Below are 17,921 nucleotides of genomic sequence, written 5' to 3' on the forward strand. Positions count from 1 at the left end.
CCTATAACGGGGCTAGAGCGCCGTGCGTCCGCAGGACGCACAAAGGACGCTCTAACTCTTTGAATCTACATATCGGACGTAACGAAAATCGATCGCGATTTTCGTTACGTCCGATATGTGGGACCACTGATATCCAAGTTGGCCCAAAAATTGCTTTTTTATTCTATTTGGTCAAGCGGAAGTATGCGGGAAGGTGAATTTCCGCTGCGGGAGCCCCGTAAACAAAGGGGCTCGCGATCAAAAAAGATGAGCGATCAGAGGCTGAAGTTGTCGCCGAGATAAAGCCTGCGAACTTCGGCATTGTTGACGATGTCGTTTGCCCGGCCATGCGTCAACACTTCGCCCGCATGGATGATATAGGCACGGTCGATCAGCCCGAGCGTCTCGCGCACATTGTGGTCGGTGATCAAGACACCGATGCCGCGTGCCGTCAGGTGATGGACGAGGTTCTGGATGTCGGACACCGAGATCGGATCGACGCCCGCGAAGGGTTCGTCAAGCAGCATGAATGTCGGGTCTGTCGCCAGCGCGCGGGCGATTTCCAGGCGGCGGCGCTCACCACCGGACAGGGAGACCGCAGCACTCTTGCGCAGCTTGCGAATGTGGAATTCGTCGAGCAGCTCGTCGAGCTTCTTCTCGCGCTGCGCCCTGTCCTTCACATGCACTTCGAGAACGGCGCGGATATTCTCCTCGACCGTCAGTCCACGAAAGATCGAGGCTTCCTGCGGCAGATAGCCGACGCCGAGGCGCGAGCGGCGATACATCGGCATCGACGTGACGTCGTTGCCGTCGATCTCGATCGTGCCTTCGTCGACAGGGACCAGGCCCGTGATCATGTAGAAACAGGTCGTCTTGCCGGCGCCGTTCGGGCCGAGCAGGCCGACGGCCTCGCCACGACGCACGACCAGCGACACGCCGTTAACGACGCGCCGGGTGCTGTACGTCTTCGTCAGACCGCGCGCGATCAGGGTGCCCTGATAGCGGCTCTTGTCAACGGCGCCATCTGCGGCGGCCTGTTGCCCGGTCTTGCCGAACATATTCGATAGCGAGAATAATTTCACGTGGCAGCCGAGGTCAGTTCTTTTTCTGGGATTGCGGATCGAGCTGAATCTGGACGCGGCCACCGCAGCTGTCCAACTGTGCCTGACCCGTTTCCATGTGCACCGTCAGCTGGCAGCCGGTGAAGACATTGCCACCGTCGGTCAGAACGACCTTGTCGCCCTTCAGGATAAAGAGCTGCTTTGCCATGTCGAACGAACCGTTATCGGCGGTCGCGGTCTGCGTGCCAGAGGTGAGGTACACCTTGTTCGTCACGATAATGTGGTCGATGTCGGTGTTGCCCGACGAGATCGAGGATGCCGGCGTCGTGGTTTCAGATGCCTTGGTCGCGGGCGCAGCGCCATCGGCTGCGGCCTTTGCCTTGTAGAAGACGGTCATGTGGCCGGCCTGCAGCGTGGTCGTTCCCTGAACGACCTTCACGTTGCCGGTGAAGTCGGCGGTGTGATCCTGGTCGTGGATCTCAAGCTTGTCGCTTTCGATCTGGATCGGCTGATCCTTGTTGAGCTTCAGTCCGCTCATCTGGCTGGTCGTCGCCTGCGCCATCGCGGCTCCGGCCAACAGCAGGAGTGCAAGCGCACCGTTCGTGAATACTGCGCCCGCCTTGCGGGTAGAAATGCGACAATCTTTTGCCATGGTGACCCGGGTTAAGTGCCCTGTTTGCGGATAGCGGTGGGGTTCACATTCATTCGAACGTTCCCCTCGAATGTGATCGTCCGTCCCTTATCTGTCATCTTGAGCGAGCGCGCAACAACCGATGCGCCATCTTTTTTGATGTCGACAGGGTCGCTGGTTGTAAGCTTTCCGCCCTTCACATCCACCTGCGCGGTCTGGAATTTGGCGGTCATGCCGTCGCTCATGTTGATGACGAAGGGAGACGTGATGTTCAAATTGTCGGTCGCGCGATCATAATCGGCGGTCGTCGCCTCGACGCGGGCGACCAGATCGTCCTTGACCGGAACCACTGCCTTGACGGTTTCCAGCGAGATCAGGTTCGGGTTCTTGATGTCCTGCAGCGCCCGTTCGGCGAGCATCGAGTAGTTGATGCCGGCGGCGTTGCGGCCAGCGATCGCCGGCTTCAGCATCACGACCTTGCCGTTTTCGATCTTGGCGCCTTCGATCTTGATGTTCTCGGGCAGATAGGTGCGGATGACCGACACGCCGATAAAGGCGAGCGACACGATCACGGCGGCGACCGGCAGCAGAACCTTCAGCCGGCGAACGCGGGCGGAGTGAAACCGCGCGGCGCCATAGGCACTTTGCGCGGGCTTCGCATAGGCAGCCTGTCCGCCATTATCCAAGGTGTTGAGCATTCGTTCGGTCCGTGTCGATGATAGGACGGCGTATATAGGGAGCGCTTTCGCCCGATCACAGTTCATTTCGCATTATTACACTGACTTGCCAATATGGATTTTTTTCTGCAACAAGCAAGAAAACCGCAAAACCAATCGACACAGCGTTAACGCATATCTATGCACTCTACGTAAGAAGAGTTGCGTCAGACTTGCCGACCGGAGGAATAAATGGACAGCTCCATGATCGCAGATCGCCGCAGGCTGCGCCGCAAGGTCGGCTTCTGGCGCGTGGTGGCGGTACTGCTTCTTCTCGCGCTTGTGTTGGCTATTTACGGCTTCCTGTTCGCCGACAATGCAAACCGACGCCCGCATGTCGCGCATGTGACGATCTCCGGCCTGATCACCGACGACAGCGAATTGCTTGAGCGGCTTGCCAAGATCAAGGACGAAGACGCGGTCAAGGCGCTGGTCGTTTCCATTTCCTCGCCCGGCGGCACGACCTATGGCGGCGAGCGGATTTTCAAGGCGATCCGGGCGATCGCCGCCAAGAAGCCCGTGGTCTCCGATGTCCGCACACTTGCGGCATCCGCCGGCTACATGATCGCAACGGCCGGCGATACGATCATCGCCGGTGACAGCTCGATCACCGGCTCGATCGGGGTGATCTTCCAGTATCCGCAGGTCAAGCCGCTGCTCGACAAGATCGGCGTCTCGATGGAGGAGATCAAATCCTCGCCGCTGAAGGCTGAGCCCTCGCCCTTCCATCCGGCGAGCGAGGAAGCCAAGGCGATGATCAACAACATGATCGTCGACAGCTATGCCTGGTTCGTCGATCTGGTCGCCGATCGCCGCAAGCTGCCGCGCGAGGATGTGCTGAAGCTCGCCGACGGAACCATCTTTACCGGGCGCCAGGCGCTGAAGATGAAGCTCGTCGACCAGCTCGGCGGCGACGACGAAATCCGCGCCTATCTGGCCACCAAGAATGTCAGCAAGGACCTGCCCGAGATCGATTGGAACAAGAAGAGCAGCACGCCGTTCCTGCTTGCAGGCGCGGCCTCGCAGATCCTGACGCTTCTCGGTTACGGCGATCTCGCCAGAAGCCAGGACCTTGCGGGAATTCTGCCGCAGAAGTTGCTTCTTGACGGGCTCGTTTCAGTTTGGCAGGTTGGCCATGATTGATAAGAAATCAATAATTTAAGGGGGCCACCGTGATCAAGTCCGAGCTGGTGCAGATAGTTGCGGCTCGCAACCCGCATCTTTACCATCGCGATGTGGAAAATATCGTGAACGCGGTTCTCGACGAGATCACCGATGCGCTGGCGGCGGGCAACCGCGTCGAGCTGCGCGGTTTCGGCGCCTTTTCAGTCAAAAACCGTCCCTCCCGCTCGGGCCGCAACCCGCGCACCGGCGACACCGTGTTCGTCGAGGAGAAGTGGGTCCCCTTCTTCAAGACCGGCAAGGAGCTGCGCGAGCGGCTGAACCCGGGACAAGCCGATCAGGACGACTGATCGCCGCCTATGGGTCCGGCTGCGGCGAAACCGCACTTGAACTTCACGAGGTCTTTTCTATCCTGTGGCTGAAAGAACGCGCCGCTCATCCATGAGCGTGCGTGAGCATATGGAGGCCTGCGATGGCGAAGAAGATTATCAACCTCCTGATCCTGCTGCCGCTCGGCATCATCCTGATCATTTTTTGCGTGGCCAACCGCCAGAGCGTGACGCTGGCGTTCAATCCGTTCCGCCCCGAGGACCAGGTGCTGTCGCTCTCGGCACCGTTCTTCGTCTTCCTCTTCATCGCGCTCATCATCGGCATGTTCGCCGGCTCGGCGGTGACCTGGATGAACCAGGGCAAGCATCGCAAGCGCGCCCGCAGCGAAGCCAAGGAAGCCGTGCGCTGGCAGGGTGAAGCCGACCGCCACAAGGCGCGCTCGGAAGAAATCGCCGGACAGCTGCCGTCGCGGTAAGACTTCGGGCTTTTCAGAGTTTCCTGACATAAGTGCGCGCGGCGATTTCGGCTTGCCAAGCCCTTGCACCGCGCCATCTGTCTTCATAGCTATGTCCAAAGAACCCGCTGCGCCCTTCTCCCAAAGCAGTTTCACTGCCTCAGCGCGTCGCTTCATGAGGATGAAACCATGAACACAGATCAGATCCTGAAATCGGTCGTCGCCGTCCGCGGCATCATTCCCGATGATGCCTTTACCGCCGATACGCTCGGTACTCGGCGCGAGGGCAGCGGCGTGGTCATCAAGGACAGCGGCCTGGTGCTGACGATCGGCTATCTGATCACCGAGGCCGAGGAAGTGTGGCTCACCGCCCATGACGGACGGGTGGTCGCTGCGCATCCGCTTGGCTACGACCAGGAAACGGGCTTTGGCCTTTTACAGGCGCTCGGCCCCCTCAACCTGCCGGCGCTGGAATTCGGCGATGCCACCTTGGCCGAGCTTGGGCAATCGGTGACGCTGATCGACGGGATCGGCGAGTTCGTTGATGCCAAGATCGTCGCAAAGCAGGAATTTGCCGGCTATTGGGAATATCTGCTCGACGAGGCGATCTTCACCACGCCCGCGCATCCCTCCTGGGGCGGCGCGGCGCTGGTCGATGGCGATGGAAAGCTCCTTGGCATCGGTTCGTTGCGGCTGCAGATGAGCCAGGGTGGCGAGGTGGCCGACATCAACATGATCGTTCCGATCAACCTGTTGACCCCCATCCTCGATGACCTGACCACGCGCGGGCAGGTCAACAAGCCGGCGCGCCCGTGGCTCGGCGCGTTCTCCGCCGAAAGCAACGGAGAAGTCATCGTCATGAGCGTCGCAGAGGGCAGTCCGGCGGATCAGGCGGGGCTGAAACGCGGCGACGTCATCTCGGAAATCCGCGATGGCGAGGTCGATGGGTTGGCCGATTTCTACCGCAAGATCTGGAGCAGCGGCCCCGCCGGCGCCGAGATCCCCATGCGGATCCTCCGAGACGGTCGCGAGGCTTGGCTGCGCGTGCACTCGGCCGATCGCAACAGCTTCCTGCGCAAGCCGCAGATGCAGTGAGGCGGTCAGCGTTCGGGGAAGAAGGTCATCTCCTCGTATTCGCCTTCACGTGATGAGCCCTTGCCTGTCACCACGAACCCCCGGGCGCGATAGAACGCCTTGGCGTTTTCGTTCCGGTCGAGGCACTTCAGCCGGTAGGTCTTGTCCGGCCAGTAGGGCAGCGCTTTCAGGAGAGCCTGGCCGATGCCGAGGCCGCGATACTGTTTCCTGATGTATAGCATGTGGATGAAGTCGTCGGGCGACCACAGCGTCATGAAGCCCGCGATCTCGCCATCCGGCATTTCGGCAAGCCACAGAAGTTCGCCCTGCGTATGCGCGTGAAAATCCTCGTGGCGAAAGACCTGCGGGTCGACCCAGGTGAAGGTGTCGCGACGCACCGCGAGATAGATATCCGCGAGTTCTTCCAGGTCGGCCTTTTCTGGCGATCGGATGGTCCACTGCATGGTTATGGATGTAGCGGAGACAGCATGAGCTGCCAATTACCTCGTTGGACGGCAGCGGCCTTTTATTCGGCCGCCTTGGCGCTGACCGCCGCGTTGAAATCGGAAAAGAACCGCTGCGCGAGCTTCTGCGAGGAGGAATCGATCAGCTTGACGCCAAGTTGGGCGATCCTGCCGCCGACATCGGCGCCGGCGCGATAATGCAGGATGGTTTCGCCGCCGTCGTCCTCGAGCGTCACATCGGCCGATCCCCTGGCGAAGCCGGCGATGCTGCCCTTGCCTTCGGCCGAGAGCGTGTAGCTCAGGGGCGCATCGATGTTGGAGACGCGGATTTCGCCGGTGAAGGTCAGCGGCACCATGCCGATCTTGACCCGGATCGTGGCGACGAGTTCGTTCGGACCGGTAAACTCCAGCGATTGGCAGCCCGGTATGCATCCCTTGAGGATATCGGGATCGTTGAGGCCGGCCCACACGGCATCGCGCGGCGCGGTGATCCGCTCTTGTCCGACGAAGTCCATCACAATCCTCCCATTTTCACCTTCTCGAACATATCGCGGCGGGAAAGCGCTTTGCCAAGGTGAAAATGGGATGCTATTTGCACGGGCTCTATCAAATTCAGCACGCGGAACACCACGTTGAGACAAAAAGAACGCCGGCCGGGCCAGAAATCCGGCACAGGCCCCGCCAGTGGACGACGCGGCGACGAGCGCGGCAACAGCCGCCCGCCGAAGCCCGCGAACAGACCCGCAGCGCCGCAACAGTCCGCGCGCGAACCCGCCTCCGCGCCTGCGGCACTGGAGCGCCCATTGATGGAGCGCACCGGTGAACGGCCGCCCGAGCGCGTTCCGATCATTCTCGAATCCCTCGGCGCCGGCGATTTCCACCTGATCGACAGCGGCAATGGGGAAAAGCTCGAGCAATACGGCCCCTACCGGATCATTCGTCCGGAAGGACAGGCGCTGTGGAAGCCATCGCTTCCCAAACATGTCTGGGACAAGGTCGATGCGGCCTTTACCGGCGATACGGATGAAGAAGGCACCGGCCGCTGGCGCTTTCCCAAGGAAGCGCTGGGCGAGACCTGGCCGCTCAACCTTCTCGGCGTCGATTTCCTCGGCCGCTTCACCTCGTTTCGCCATGTCGGCGTGTTTCCCGAGCAGATCGTTCACTGGACGTGGATGAAGCAGCAGGTCGAAGCAGCCGGCCGGCCGCTGAAGGTGCTGAACCTCTTCGGCTATACCGGCGTTGCCTCGCTTGTCGCGGCAGCCGCCGGCGCCGAGGTCACGCATGTCGACGCTTCCAAGAAGGCGATCGGCTGGGCGCGCGAGAACCAGGCGATGAGCGGGCTTGAAAAGGCGCCGATCCGCTGGATCTGCGAAGACGCGATGAAGTTCATCCTGCGCGAGGAACGCCGCGGCAATACATACGACATCATTCTGACCGATCCGCCGAAGTTCGGCCGCGGCCCGAATGGCGAAGTCTGGCATCTGTTCGAGCACCTGCCCGTCATGCTTGACATCTGCCGCGAGATCCTGTCGCCCAAGGCTGTCGGCCTCGTGCTGACGGCCTATTCGATCCGCGCCAGCTTCTATTCGATCCACGAGCTGATGCGCGAGACGATGCGCGGAGCCGGCGGCGTGGTCGAATCCGGAGAGCTGGTGATCCGCGAAGCCGGGCTTGATGGCAACACGCCGGGCCGCGCGCTCTCCACATCCCTCTTTTCCCGCTGGGTGCCGAAATGAGCCACGAACACCGCGACAACGGTCCGCGCAGGGTCGGCCAGGTGAAGGAAGTCACCTCGCTTGCCAATCCCATCATCAAGGACATCAAGGCGCTCAGCGACAAGAAGACCCGCGAGCAGAGCGGCACCTTCATGGCCGAGGGCCTGAAGCTCGTGATCGACGCGATCGAGCTCGGCTGGAGCATCCGCACGCTGGTTTACGCCAAGGCCGCCAAGGGCAAGCCGCTGGTCGAGCAGATGGCTGCAAAGACCGTCGCCTCCGGCGGGCTGGTGCTTGAGGTCAGCGAGAAGGTTCTCTCCTCGATCACCCGTCGCGACAATCCGCAGATGGTGGTCGGCGTGTTCGAAAACCGCTGGAAGCCGCTGCGCGACATTCGCCCGGCCAAGGGCGAGACGTGGATCGCGCTCGATAGGGTTCGCGATCCCGGCAATCTCGGCACGATCATCCGCACCGCCGATGCGGCGGGCGCTTCCGGCGTCATCCTGGTCGGCGAGACCACGGACCCGTTTTCGCTTGAGACCGTGCGGGCAACGATGGGCTCGGTCTTCGCCATGCCCGTGTCGCGCGCGACGCCGGAGGAGTTCATCGCCTGGAAGAAGCAGGCGGGCGTGTCGCTGGTCGCCACGCATCTGGCCGGTTCCGTCGACTACCGCACGATCGACTACAAGGCGAAGCCCGTCGTCATCCTGATGGGCAACGAGCAATCCGGCCTGCCGGAGCAGCTTGCGCGCGAAGCCGATGCGCTTGCCCGCATTCCGCAGCAGGGCCTGGCGGATTCGCTCAATCTGGCCGTTGCCAGCGCCGTCATGATGTTTGAGGCACGCCGCCACCTTCTCTCACTCACCGAGGCCAAATGACCGATCAGACGCTAGACCGCCCGACGCTGTTTTCGCGCCCGCTGCCGATCCTGATCTTCGTCGTTCTTGCCGTGGTGCTCGACCAGATCATCAAGATCGTAGTCGATCACACGCTGCCGCTTCAAGAAGCGGTCCATGTCATCCCGATGCTGGCGCTCTACCGCACCTACAATCTCGGCGTCGCCTTCTCGATGCTGTCAGGCATGGACGGCTGGTTCATCGTCGGCATGCGGCTGATCATCGTGGCTTTCGTGCTCTGGCTTTGGCACCGCACGGGCAAGCAGCGCACCTTCGCCCATCTCGGCTACGCATTGATCATCTCAGGCGCGCTGGGCAATCTCCTCGACCGTTTCCTTTATGGACACGTGATCGATTACATCCTGTTCTATACCGAGACATGGTCGTTCGCGGTTTTCAACTTGGCCGATAGTTTCATCACCATCGGCGCGGGATGCGTGATTTTGGACGAGCTATTGCAACCCAAGACCGCCGATAAGTAAAATCTTAGCGGTTTACTGAAGGCATTTGGAACAGCCGGCGTGCTAATTTGAACCTATGGTCGGACTGGGTCAGTTACACGAGAAGCTTGCCGCCGCCTTCGGCGCGCCTGCCGCTCATCCTCAAGATGAGCAGGCCGCGATCCCGGCTGACATGTCGCCTGCTACCCCTGAACACGGCCCTATCGTCGCCCCCTCCGCGCGCAAGCTGATCTCCTATTGGCTCGGCGGCGCCGGTATTCTCTCCGCTATCCTCTTGCTCGCGCTCGGCTATATGGGCGGCCTGCTCTGGGTGGCGATCGGCATCGGCGCGCTGGTGCTTGCCGCGATCGTCTGCTTCGCCGTTCTCTCGACCCGCCGACATCACATCAAGGCCCGCGCCGGGGACGACACCGCGCGCGGCGGAACCGATGCCGCGCTCTTCGCCAGCATTCACGATGCGCTCGGCGACATCACCGTGACCCGGACGATGGATCGCCGGATCGTTGCCGCAAACGACATGTTCCGCCGGCTGACAGGGCGGCTAAACCCGATCGGGCAGACCTGCGAGGAGATCGGCATCGCCTTTCGCCCCGGCACCGAGCCGCATCGCTACGATGTCGAGATGTCGACGCCCGAGGGTCAACGCATCTTCTTCTGGCGCGATGTGGTGACCCGCAACCCCTCGGACGGAAAGCTTTTGCTGCACAGTATCGCCCGCGACGTGACCGCCGATCGCATCGCGGCGCAGGAGCGTGAAGAGGCGCGGCAGAAGGCGGAGTTCAACAGCGCCTCGAAATCGCGGCTGCTCGCGACCGTCAGCCACGAGCTGCGCACGCCGCTCTCGGGCATTCTCGGCATGACGCATCTTTTGACCGAGACGCGGATGACGCAGGAGCAAGACAATTACCTCACCGGCATCCGCCAGTCCGGCCATGCGCTGACCCAGCTGGTCGAGGATCTGCTCGACTTCTCCACCATCGAGGTCGGGCGCTTCCAGCTGCGCCCGCGCTCGGAATCGGTGCGCAAGCTTCTTGAAAGCGTGGTCGAGATGCTCGCCCACCGCGCCCACGAAAAGGGCATCGAGATCGGCTCGACCGTGTCGTCGGATGTTCCCGAGCTCATGAATTTCGATGCGGCGCGCCTGCGCCAGGTCTTGTTCAACGTCATCGGCAATGCGGTGAAATTCACCCAGGTCGGCGGCGTGTTCATTCGCGTGTCGCTGCAGGATGGCGAGCTTGCGATCACCGTCACCGATACCGGGCCGGGCATGACCGAGGAAGAGCAGGCGCGTGTCTTCGGTGAATACGAACAGGCGGGCACCATGGTGGAGAAGAGCAACGGCACGGGCCTTGGCCTTGCCATCTCGGCGCGCATCATGCGCGAGTTCGGCGGCGCGCTGACCGTCGCCAGCGAAAAGGGCACCGGCACGGAGTTCTGCATCCGCTTCCGCACCGAAGGAGACGAAGAGCCCGTGGCCCGCCGCGACACGCTGCTTTCCGGCAATCTCGTCGTGCTCTTGGCGCCCGCCGGTGCCGCGCGCATGGCGATTTCCGAGACCATCCGCACGCTCGGCGGCCAGTGCCACTTCGTTGAAGATGGCGAGACGGCGCGCTGGATCTTGCTCGACATGGCGGCCAATGGAAGGCGCCCCACCGATATCATCGTCGACCACCGCATGTCGGCCGAATTCGCGGCACACCTCGCCGACCGGACGGATATCGCCGCCCTTGGCCTGCGCAAGATCTTCCTGGTCAACCCCGAAGAGCGTAATGCCCATTCGCTCGACCTCTTCGATGCCTGGCTGATCCGGCCGCTGCGCGAACAGTCGCTGATCGACGTCTTGCGCGGACGCATGCGCGGCATGGAAAAGCGCGATGCGCTCAACGACAACCAGCCCGGCTTCAGCCCCGGCATTCCGGAGACGGGCATTCAGGGCGGGCTGAAGATCGTGCTTGCGGAAGACGATCCGATCAACGCCATGCTGATCCGCGCCATGCTGGAAAAGGCCGGCCACAGCGTCCAGCATGTCGAGCATTTCGAGGCGCTGCTCGATGCGGCGCTGGCGGAAGGAAGCGTGCGGCCGGATATCGTCATCAGCGATCTTTCCATGCCCGGTGGCGATGGGATCGAAATGATTGGCCGGCTACGTGGCCATGAGCGCCGGCTTGAGGTTCCCTCGGTGCCGATCATCGTTTTGACTGCAGACAAACGCGATGAATCGCGTCGTCAAGTCTTGCTGAACGGGGCAAACCGCGTCATGCTGAAACCCATAGACCCGATACGGCTGCTGACGGAAGTTCAGGCTGTCGCCGCGCTTTCGGCACGTCGCGCAGAAGCACTGTAGCTCCACCGCCACCCATGTGTTTCTTGCGTATCTGGGGGTTTAAAATGTCACTTTGCTGTCGCATATAAGTGTTTTATGGCGTCCTAAAGCCGGCAATGAAAGATTCGTCATGTCCGTAGATATCTGCAACCGTGACACCCTCGTCGAGGCTCTCCCCCCTGCGCGGAAAGCCGAACAGATCGAGAGCGACGTGTTCGGCCGGATCGGCAATCTCGAGACACGCCTTGCCCGTACGCCTGGCGAAATCGATGCCGCGCAGTCCGTGCGCTACCGTGTTTTCGTGGACGAGATGAAGGCGGAACTGCCTGCGGAAGCGATGCGCCGCAAGCGGGATTTCGACGCCTACGACGACTTTTGCGACCACCTTCTGGTGCTCGACCGCTCGATCGAGGGCGACAGCGAGGATCAGATCGTCGGCACCTACCGCCTGCTGCGACAGGATGTGGCGATGGCCAATGGCGGCTTTTACTCGGCTTCCGAATTCGACATCGACACGCTGATCGCGCGCCATCCGGATAAGCGTTTCATGGAACTCGGCCGCTCCTGCGTGCTGCCGGACTACCGTACCAAGCGCATCGTCGAGCTTCTCTGGCAGGGCAACTGGGCCTATGCGCTGAAGCACGGCATGAGCGCGATGTTCGGCTGCGCCTCCTTCCCCGGCATTCACCCGGAACAGCATGCGCTGGCTCTCTCCTTCCTGCGCCACAACGTCGCGGCCAAGGACGAGTGGGCCGTCGACGCGCTGCCGCATCTCGCCCGCGACATGGACCTGATGCCGGTCGAAGCCGTCAATCCGAAGCGCGCGCTGATGGCCCTGCCGCCGCTGATCAAGGGCTACCTGCGCCTCGGCGCCATGGTCGGCTCCACCGCCGTGGTCGACAAGGCGTTCAACACGACGGATGTGCTGATCGTTCTGCCGATCGCGAGCATTTCGGATCGGTATGTGAATTATTACGGTGCCGATGCCGGGCGGTTTGCCAGCTGATTGCTGATGTAATCCGCCGTCTTAGGCGTTTTGCAGTGTAGCCCCCTCATCCCCGGTGCAGCAAGCTGCACCTGACCCTTCGGGCCACCTTCTCCCCGCTGGGGAGAAGGGAGAGATTGGGGCGAGCGGCCTGCCACACATCCCTTCTCCCCAGCGGGGAGAAGATGGCGGCAGCCAGATGAGGGGGCCACGCGGCACATCCTCACCCATAACCACTTCACCCTACAATCACCTCACGACCCCGTATAAGCCGCAATCGCGGCCATGTTGACGATGTCGCTGTCCTTCGCCCCCATCGAGGTGATCTGCACCGCCTTGTCGACGCCGACGAGGATGGGGCCGATGACGGTGGAGCCGCCGAGTTCCTGCAGCATCTTGGTGGAGATCGAGGCCGAGTGGAAGGCCGGCATGACCAGCACGTTGGCGGGGCCCGACAGGCGGCAGAAGGGGTATTGCTCCATCGCCTTGCGGTTCAGCGCCACATCCGCCGCCATCTCGCCGTCATACTCGAAGTCCACATGGCGGCGGTCGAGGATGGCGACGGCTTCGCGGACGCGCTCGGAGCGTTCGCCGGAGGGATGGCCGAAGGTCGAGTAGGCGAGCATGGCGACGCGGGGATTATAGCCCATGCGGCGCGCGAACCCGGCGGCCTCCACCGCGATATCGGCAAGCTCCTCGGCGGATGGCATGTCGTGGACCGCAGTGTCCGCCACGAAGACCGTGCGCCCGCGGCAGAGCGCGATCGACACGCCGATCACCCGGTGGCCGGGCTTCTCGTCGATGCAGCGGCGAACATCCTCGAGCGCGGTCGAATAGTTGCGGGTGATGCCCGTCACCATGCCATCGGCATCTCCCAACGCCACCATGCAGGCCGCGAAGTGGTTGCGGTCGTTGTGGATCAGGCGCTGGGCATCGCGGTGGAGATAGCCTTTGCGCTGCAGGCGGGCGTAGAGATAGTCGATATAGGCTTCCACCCTGGTGGAGATGCGAGCGTTGACGATCTCGAGGCCGGGGCGGTTGAGATCGATGCCGGCACGCTCGGCGGTCGCCTTGATCAGATCCTCGCGGCCGAGCAGGATGGCGGTGCCGAGCTCCTGGTTGGCGTAGGACATGGCGGCGCGCATGACCTGCTCTTCCTCCGCTTCCGCGAACACCACCCGCTTCGGGCGGCGGTGGACGCGTTCGTAGAGGCTCGCCAGCGTGGAGGCGATCGGATCGCGGCGTGCCGAGAGTTCGCGGGCATAGCCCGCCATATCGGTGATCACCCGGCGGGCAACGCCGCTGTCGATCGCGGCCTGGGCGACGGCCACGGGAATGGCGGAGATGAGGCGCGGATCGAAGGGGACCGGGATGATGTATTGCGGCCCGAAGCGCGGACGATTGCCCTGATAGGCGGCGGCGACATCGTCGGGAACATCCTCGCGGGCAAGGCTCGCCAGCGCTCTCACGGCCGCGATCTTCATCTCATCGTTGATCGTCGTGGCACGGACATCCAGCGCGCCGCGGAAGATATAGGGAAAGCCCAGGACGTTGTTGACCTGATTGGGATAATCGGAGCGCCCGGTCGCCATGATCGCGTCATCGCGGATGCCGGCCACTTCCTCGGGCGTAATTTCGGGATCGGGATTGGCCATGGCGAAGATGATCGGGCGATCGGCCATGGAGAGGATCATATCCTTCGAGAAAGCGCCCTTCTGCGACAGGCCGAAGACGACGTCGGCGCCCTTCATCGCTTCTTCCAGCGTGCGCGCCTTGGTCTTGACCGCATGCGCCGACTTCCACTGGTTCATGCCCTCGGTGCGGCCCTGATAGATGACGCCCTTGGTGTCGCAGAGAACGATATTCTCAGGCGCGAAGCCCATCGCCTTGATGAGCTCGACGCAGGCGATCGCGGCCGCACCGGCGCCGTTGCAGACCAGCTTGGTGGTCTTCAGATCGCGGCCGGTCAGCTCCAGCGCGTTGATGAGGCCGGCCGCGGCGATGATCGCGGTGCCGTGCTGGTCGTCGTGAAAGACGGGAATGTCCATCAGCTCGCGCAGGCGCTGCTCGATGATGAAACAGTCGGGCGCCTTTATGTCTTCGAGATTGATGCCCCCGAATGACGGGCCGAGGAAACGGACGCAGTTGATGAACTCGTCGACGTTTTCGGTATCGACCTCGAGATCGATGCTGTCGACATCGGCAAAGCGCTTGAAGAGGACGGACTTGCCCTCCATGACCGGCTTCGACGCCAGTGCGCCGAGATTGCCGAGGCCGAGAATGGCCGTGCCGTTGGAGATGACGGCGACCATGTTGCCGCGCGTCGTGTAGTCGTAGGCACTTTCCGGGTTGGCGGCGATCGCCTTGACCGGCACTGCGACACCCGGCGAATAGGCAAGCGACAGATCGCGCTGCGTCGCCATCGGCTTGGTCGGTGTGATCTCCAGCTTTCCAGGACGGCCCATGGCATGAAACTCAAGGGCTTCGTTGTCGGTGACTGATGTGACCGGCCGCGGCTTCTTCTCGGTATCGGGCATTTTTCCTCCAACGTCTTGTGGGTGACGCCTTGCTCTTCCTCAATGGCGGTTGTCATGTATAGCGGCGGGCGGATAGGGTTGGCACCTCTTTTTTGGGATGAACCGAACCTCCGTGAACGATCGAATGACCTTGAGACACGAAGCCTTTTCGGCTGCCGAGCTTGCAACGGAAGAGAGCCGCGCCTCGGCCACGCCGATGATGGAGCAGTTCATCGAGATCAAGGCGAACAATCCGGATTCGCTCTTGTTCTACCGCATGGGCGATTTCTACGAGCTGTTCTTCGAAGACGCGCTCGATGCATCGCGCGCGCTCGGGATCACGCTGACGAAGCGCGGCCAGCACATGGGCCAGGATATCCCGATGTGCGGCGTGCCGGTTCATGCCGCCGACGACTATCTGCAGAAGCTGATCGGGCTCGGCTTCCGCGTGGCGGTCTGCGAGCAGGTCGAGGACCCGGCTGAGGCCAAGAAGCGCGGCAGCAAGTCGGTCGTCAAACGCGACGTCGTGCGCCTGGTGACGCCGGGAACGATCACCGAGGAAAAGCTGCTTTCGCCTTCGGAATCGAACTATCTCATGGCGCTGACCCGTATTCGCGGCGCCTCCGAGCCGTTGATGGCGCTTGCCTGGATCGACATTTCCACCGGCGTTTTCCGTCTGGCCGAGACCGAGGCATCGCGGCTGCTTGCCGATATCCTGAGGATCGATCCGCGCGAGCTGATCGTGCCGGATACGATGTTCCATGATCCGGAGCTGAAGCCGGTGTTCGACGTGCTGGGGCGCACCGCCGTGCCGCAGCCATCCGTGCTGTTCGACAGCGCTACGGCCGAGGGCCGGATCGCGCGCTATTTCGGCGTCTCGACGCTCGATGGCTTCGGCACCTTCTCGCGCTCGGAACTCGCGGCGGCGGCAGCGGCCGTTGCCTATGTCGAGAAGACGCAGATCGCCGAACGGCCGCCGCTCGGCAAGCCGGAGCGCGAAAGTGCCGCCTCGACACTCTTCATCGACCCGGCGACGCGCGCCAATCTCGAGCTTGCACGCACGCTTTCCGGCGACCGCAACGGATCGCTCTTGAAAGCCATCGACCGCACCGTGACCGGCGGCGGCGCGCGGTTGCTCGCCGAGCGGCTGATGTCGCCTTTGACCGATCCCGCGCGCATCAATGAGCGGCTGGATTCGATCGGCTTCCTGATCGAGGAGCCGTCGCTTTCCGGCGACCTGCGTGATCTCCTGAAGCACGTGCCCGACATGCCGCGCGCGCTTTCGCGCCTGGCGCTTGAGCGCGGCGGCCCGCGCGATCTCGCGGCGATCCGGCAGGGGCTGAACGCGGCCACCGACGTGGCGCGGCTCTTGGAAACCGCGATGCTGCCCGAGGAACTGGCGGATGCGCTGGCGGGTCTCATCGCCCTGCCGCAACAGGTGGCGGCACTTCTCAGCGAAACGCTCGGCGACGAGCTGCCGCTTCTCAAGCGTGATGGCGGCTTCCTGCGCGACGGCGCCAATTCGGAGCTGGACGAAGTGCGCGCGCTGCGTGACCAGTCGCGCCGGGTGATCGCCGGGCTGCAGCTGCAATATGCCGACGAGACCGGCATCAAGTCGCTGAAGATCAAGCACAACAACGTGCTTGGCTATTTCATCGAGGTGACGGCGGGCAATGCCGGGCCGATGACCGACACGCCCGAGGCCAAGGCACGGTTCATCCATCGCCAGACGATGGCGAACGCCATGCGCTTCACCACGACCGAGCTTGCCGATCTCGAAAGCCGCATCGCCAACGCCGCCGACCAGGCGCTGTCGATCGAGCTTGCCGCCTTCGACCGCATGAGCGCGGCTGTCGTGGCCGAGGCAGAAACCATCAAGGCCGGCGCGCGGGCGCTTGCCATCATCGACGTCGCCGCGGGCCTCGCGCTGCTTGCCGATGAGCAGGCCTATTGCCGGCCGCTGGTCGATGGCTCGACCATGTTCGCCATCGAGGGTGGGCGGCATCCCGTCGTCGAGCAGGCGCTGCGCCGCCAATCCACCGGCCCCTTCGTTGCCAATAATTGCGACCTCTCGCCCGAGGGAGACGGCAAGGATGGCGCGATCTGGCTTTTGACCGGCCCAAACATGGGCGGTAAATCGACCTTCCTGCGCCAGAACGCGCTGATCGCCATCCTCGCGCAGATGGGCTGCTTCGTGCCGGCCACCTCGGCGCATATCGGCATCGTCGACCGGCTGTTTTCGCGTGTCGGCGCTTCCGACGACCTGGCGCGCGGGCGTTCGACCTTCATGGTCGAGATGGTGGAGACCGCAGCGATCCTCAACCAGGCGACCAGCCGCTCGCTCGTCATTCTCGATGAGATCGGGCGCGGCACCGCCACCTTCGATGGCCTATCGATCGCCTGGGCATCGGTCGAGCATCTGCATGAGGCCAACCGCTGCCGTGGGCTGTTTGCCACGCACTTCCACGAATTGACCGTGCTGTCGGAAAAGCTGGCGCGGCTTTCCAACGCGACGATGCGCGTGAAGGAATGGGACGGCGATGTGATCTTCCTGCACGAAGTCGGCCCCGGTGCTGCCGACCGCTCCTATGGTATCCAGGTGGCGCGGCTTGCCGGCCTGCCGGCCTCCGTCGTGGCCCGCGCCCGCGATGTGCTGACGCGGCTCGAAGACGCCGACCGCACGAACCCGGCGAGCCAGCTGATCGACGACCTGCCGCTGTTCCAGGTGGCGGTGCGGCGCGAGGATGTGGCGCGCGGCCCCTCGAAGGTCGACGAAGCCTTGAAGAACATGAGCCTCGACGACATGACGCCGCGCGAAGCGCTGGACGCGCTCTACGACCTCAAGAAGAAGCTGAAGCAGGGGTAGGCGCATGTTCATGGACCGCCTGCTTCGCGAAACGCAGCTGCTCGCCAATATCTTCACGGCGATCGAGGCGCTTCGCCTTGCCGACGAACACGGCAATCCGCGCGGCTGGGCCTCGCCCTTCGGGCTGCTGCAGATCATCGCCTGTTGCTCGCGCATATCGGATCTGACGGCATCGATCGCCAAGGCGGGCTACCGCGAATGCGACAAGGAGATGCTCGAAGAGATCGCCAGCGAAAACCGCAAGGTGCTCTATTCCGTCAACGAGCAGATCGCCGCCTAAGCCGGCCGCCTCGTATGCCGTCTCGGCTAACGATCACCTTTTCGCCAA

General features: G+C 62.7%; 17 protein-coding genes. 11 read left to right on the forward strand and 6 right to left on the reverse strand.

Features of this window, described 5'->3' with window-relative positions; genetic code table 11:
- Positions 1–254: 254 nt before the first annotated feature.
- The 3 genes from lptB to lptC are packed head-to-tail and all read right to left on the reverse strand — an operon-like array spanning position 255 to position 2,369.
- Entirely contained in the window at positions 255–1,037 is a 783-nt protein-coding gene (lptB, locus tag AC1DOG_RS08825; protein WP_113010999.1) for an LPS export ABC transporter ATP-binding protein, read from the reverse strand.
- 37 nt (positions 1,038–1,074) lie between these two features.
- Positions 1,075–1,692 (reverse strand): LptA/OstA family protein, encoded by a 618-nt coding sequence (locus AC1DOG_RS08830; RefSeq protein WP_113196593.1) that lies wholly within the window; start codon positions 1,690–1,692, stop codon positions 1,075–1,077.
- 11 nt (positions 1,693–1,703) lie between these two features.
- Positions 1,704–2,369 (reverse strand): LPS export ABC transporter periplasmic protein LptC, encoded by a 666-nt coding sequence (lptC, locus tag AC1DOG_RS08835; RefSeq protein ID WP_113196594.1) that lies wholly within the window; start codon positions 2,367–2,369, stop codon positions 1,704–1,706.
- A gap of 210 nt (positions 2,370–2,579) precedes the next feature.
- Here lptC and sppA point away from each other — a divergent pair, with 210 nt between their 5' ends.
- From sppA to AC1DOG_RS08855, 4 genes are all read left to right on the forward strand, one after another.
- On the forward strand, positions 2,580–3,530 hold the full coding sequence (gene sppA / locus AC1DOG_RS08840) for a signal peptide peptidase SppA (RefSeq protein WP_477927405.1): 951 nt from the start codon (positions 2,580–2,582) through the stop codon (positions 3,528–3,530).
- 29 nt (positions 3,531–3,559) lie between these two features.
- Complete coding sequence (locus AC1DOG_RS08845; RefSeq protein WP_018898213.1) at positions 3,560–3,859, forward strand: integration host factor subunit beta; 300 nt, start codon at positions 3,560–3,562, stop codon at positions 3,857–3,859.
- A gap of 122 nt (positions 3,860–3,981) precedes the next feature.
- A complete protein-coding gene (locus AC1DOG_RS08850) occupies positions 3,982–4,314 on the forward strand; it encodes a LapA family protein (RefSeq protein WP_018898212.1) in 333 nt (110 codons plus the stop codon).
- Between the two features lie 168 nt (positions 4,315–4,482).
- Positions 4,483–5,388, forward strand: coding sequence for a S1C family serine protease (locus AC1DOG_RS08855; RefSeq protein WP_477927406.1), 906 nt, complete (start codon positions 4,483–4,485; stop codon positions 5,386–5,388).
- A 5-nt stretch (positions 5,389–5,393) separates the two neighbouring features.
- Here AC1DOG_RS08855 and AC1DOG_RS08860 read toward each other — a convergent pair whose 3' ends face one another.
- Together AC1DOG_RS08860 and AC1DOG_RS08865 are read right to left on the reverse strand one after the other, a co-directional pair.
- Positions 5,394–5,831 (reverse strand): GNAT family N-acetyltransferase, encoded by a 438-nt coding sequence (locus AC1DOG_RS08860; RefSeq protein WP_018898209.1) that lies wholly within the window; start codon positions 5,829–5,831, stop codon positions 5,394–5,396.
- A 62-nt stretch (positions 5,832–5,893) separates the two neighbouring features.
- Positions 5,894–6,346: an SRPBCC family protein gene (locus AC1DOG_RS08865; protein WP_477927407.1), complete on the reverse strand. Its 453-nt coding sequence runs from the start codon at positions 6,344–6,346 to the stop codon at positions 5,894–5,896.
- A gap of 117 nt (positions 6,347–6,463) precedes the next feature.
- On the opposite strand from AC1DOG_RS08865, the gene AC1DOG_RS08870 reads away from it, so the two are divergent.
- The 5 genes from AC1DOG_RS08870 to olsB all read left to right on the forward strand — a co-directional run bounded on the left by AC1DOG_RS08870 (position 6,464) and on the right by olsB (position 12,232).
- On the forward strand, positions 6,464–7,567 hold the full coding sequence (locus AC1DOG_RS08870; protein WP_477927408.1) for a class I SAM-dependent methyltransferase: 1,104 nt from the start codon (positions 6,464–6,466) through the stop codon (positions 7,565–7,567).
- Positions 7,564–8,424: a TrmH family RNA methyltransferase gene (locus AC1DOG_RS08875; RefSeq protein WP_477927409.1), complete on the forward strand. Its 861-nt coding sequence runs from the start codon at positions 7,564–7,566 to the stop codon at positions 8,422–8,424. The genes AC1DOG_RS08870 and AC1DOG_RS08875 overlap by 4 nt, the downstream gene beginning before the upstream one ends.
- Complete coding sequence (lspA, locus tag AC1DOG_RS08880) at positions 8,421–8,924, forward strand: signal peptidase II (protein WP_047507075.1); 504 nt, start codon at positions 8,421–8,423, stop codon at positions 8,922–8,924. The genes AC1DOG_RS08875 and lspA overlap by 4 nt, the downstream gene beginning before the upstream one ends.
- Before the next feature lie 55 nt (positions 8,925–8,979).
- On the forward strand, positions 8,980–11,247 hold the full coding sequence (locus AC1DOG_RS08885) for a hybrid sensor histidine kinase/response regulator (RefSeq protein WP_477927410.1): 2,268 nt from the start codon (positions 8,980–8,982) through the stop codon (positions 11,245–11,247).
- A gap of 109 nt (positions 11,248–11,356) precedes the next feature.
- Entirely contained in the window at positions 11,357–12,232 is an 876-nt protein-coding gene (olsB, locus tag AC1DOG_RS08890) for a l-ornithine N(alpha)-acyltransferase (RefSeq protein ID WP_111561582.1), read from the forward strand.
- 233 nt (positions 12,233–12,465) lie between these two features.
- Here the strand turns inward: olsB and AC1DOG_RS08895 are convergent, their stop codons facing one another.
- A complete protein-coding gene (locus tag AC1DOG_RS08895) occupies positions 12,466–14,748 on the reverse strand; it encodes an NADP-dependent malic enzyme (protein WP_477927411.1) in 2,283 nt (760 codons plus the stop codon).
- A gap of 124 nt (positions 14,749–14,872) precedes the next feature.
- Between AC1DOG_RS08895 and mutS the strand changes: the two genes are divergently transcribed.
- Positions 14,873–17,593 (forward strand): DNA mismatch repair protein MutS, encoded by a 2,721-nt coding sequence (mutS, locus tag AC1DOG_RS08900; protein ID WP_477927412.1) that lies wholly within the window; start codon positions 14,873–14,875, stop codon positions 17,591–17,593.
- 4 nt (positions 17,594–17,597) lie between these two features.
- The gene (locus tag AC1DOG_RS08905) at positions 17,598–17,873 is read left to right on the forward strand and encodes a hypothetical protein (protein ID WP_112943833.1); all 276 of its coding nucleotides are present in this window, start codon (positions 17,598–17,600) and stop codon (positions 17,871–17,873) included.
- The last annotated feature ends 48 nt before the right edge of the window (positions 17,874–17,921 follow it).

It is taken from the genome of Rhizobium sp. 01N48, from assembly GCF_056399145.1.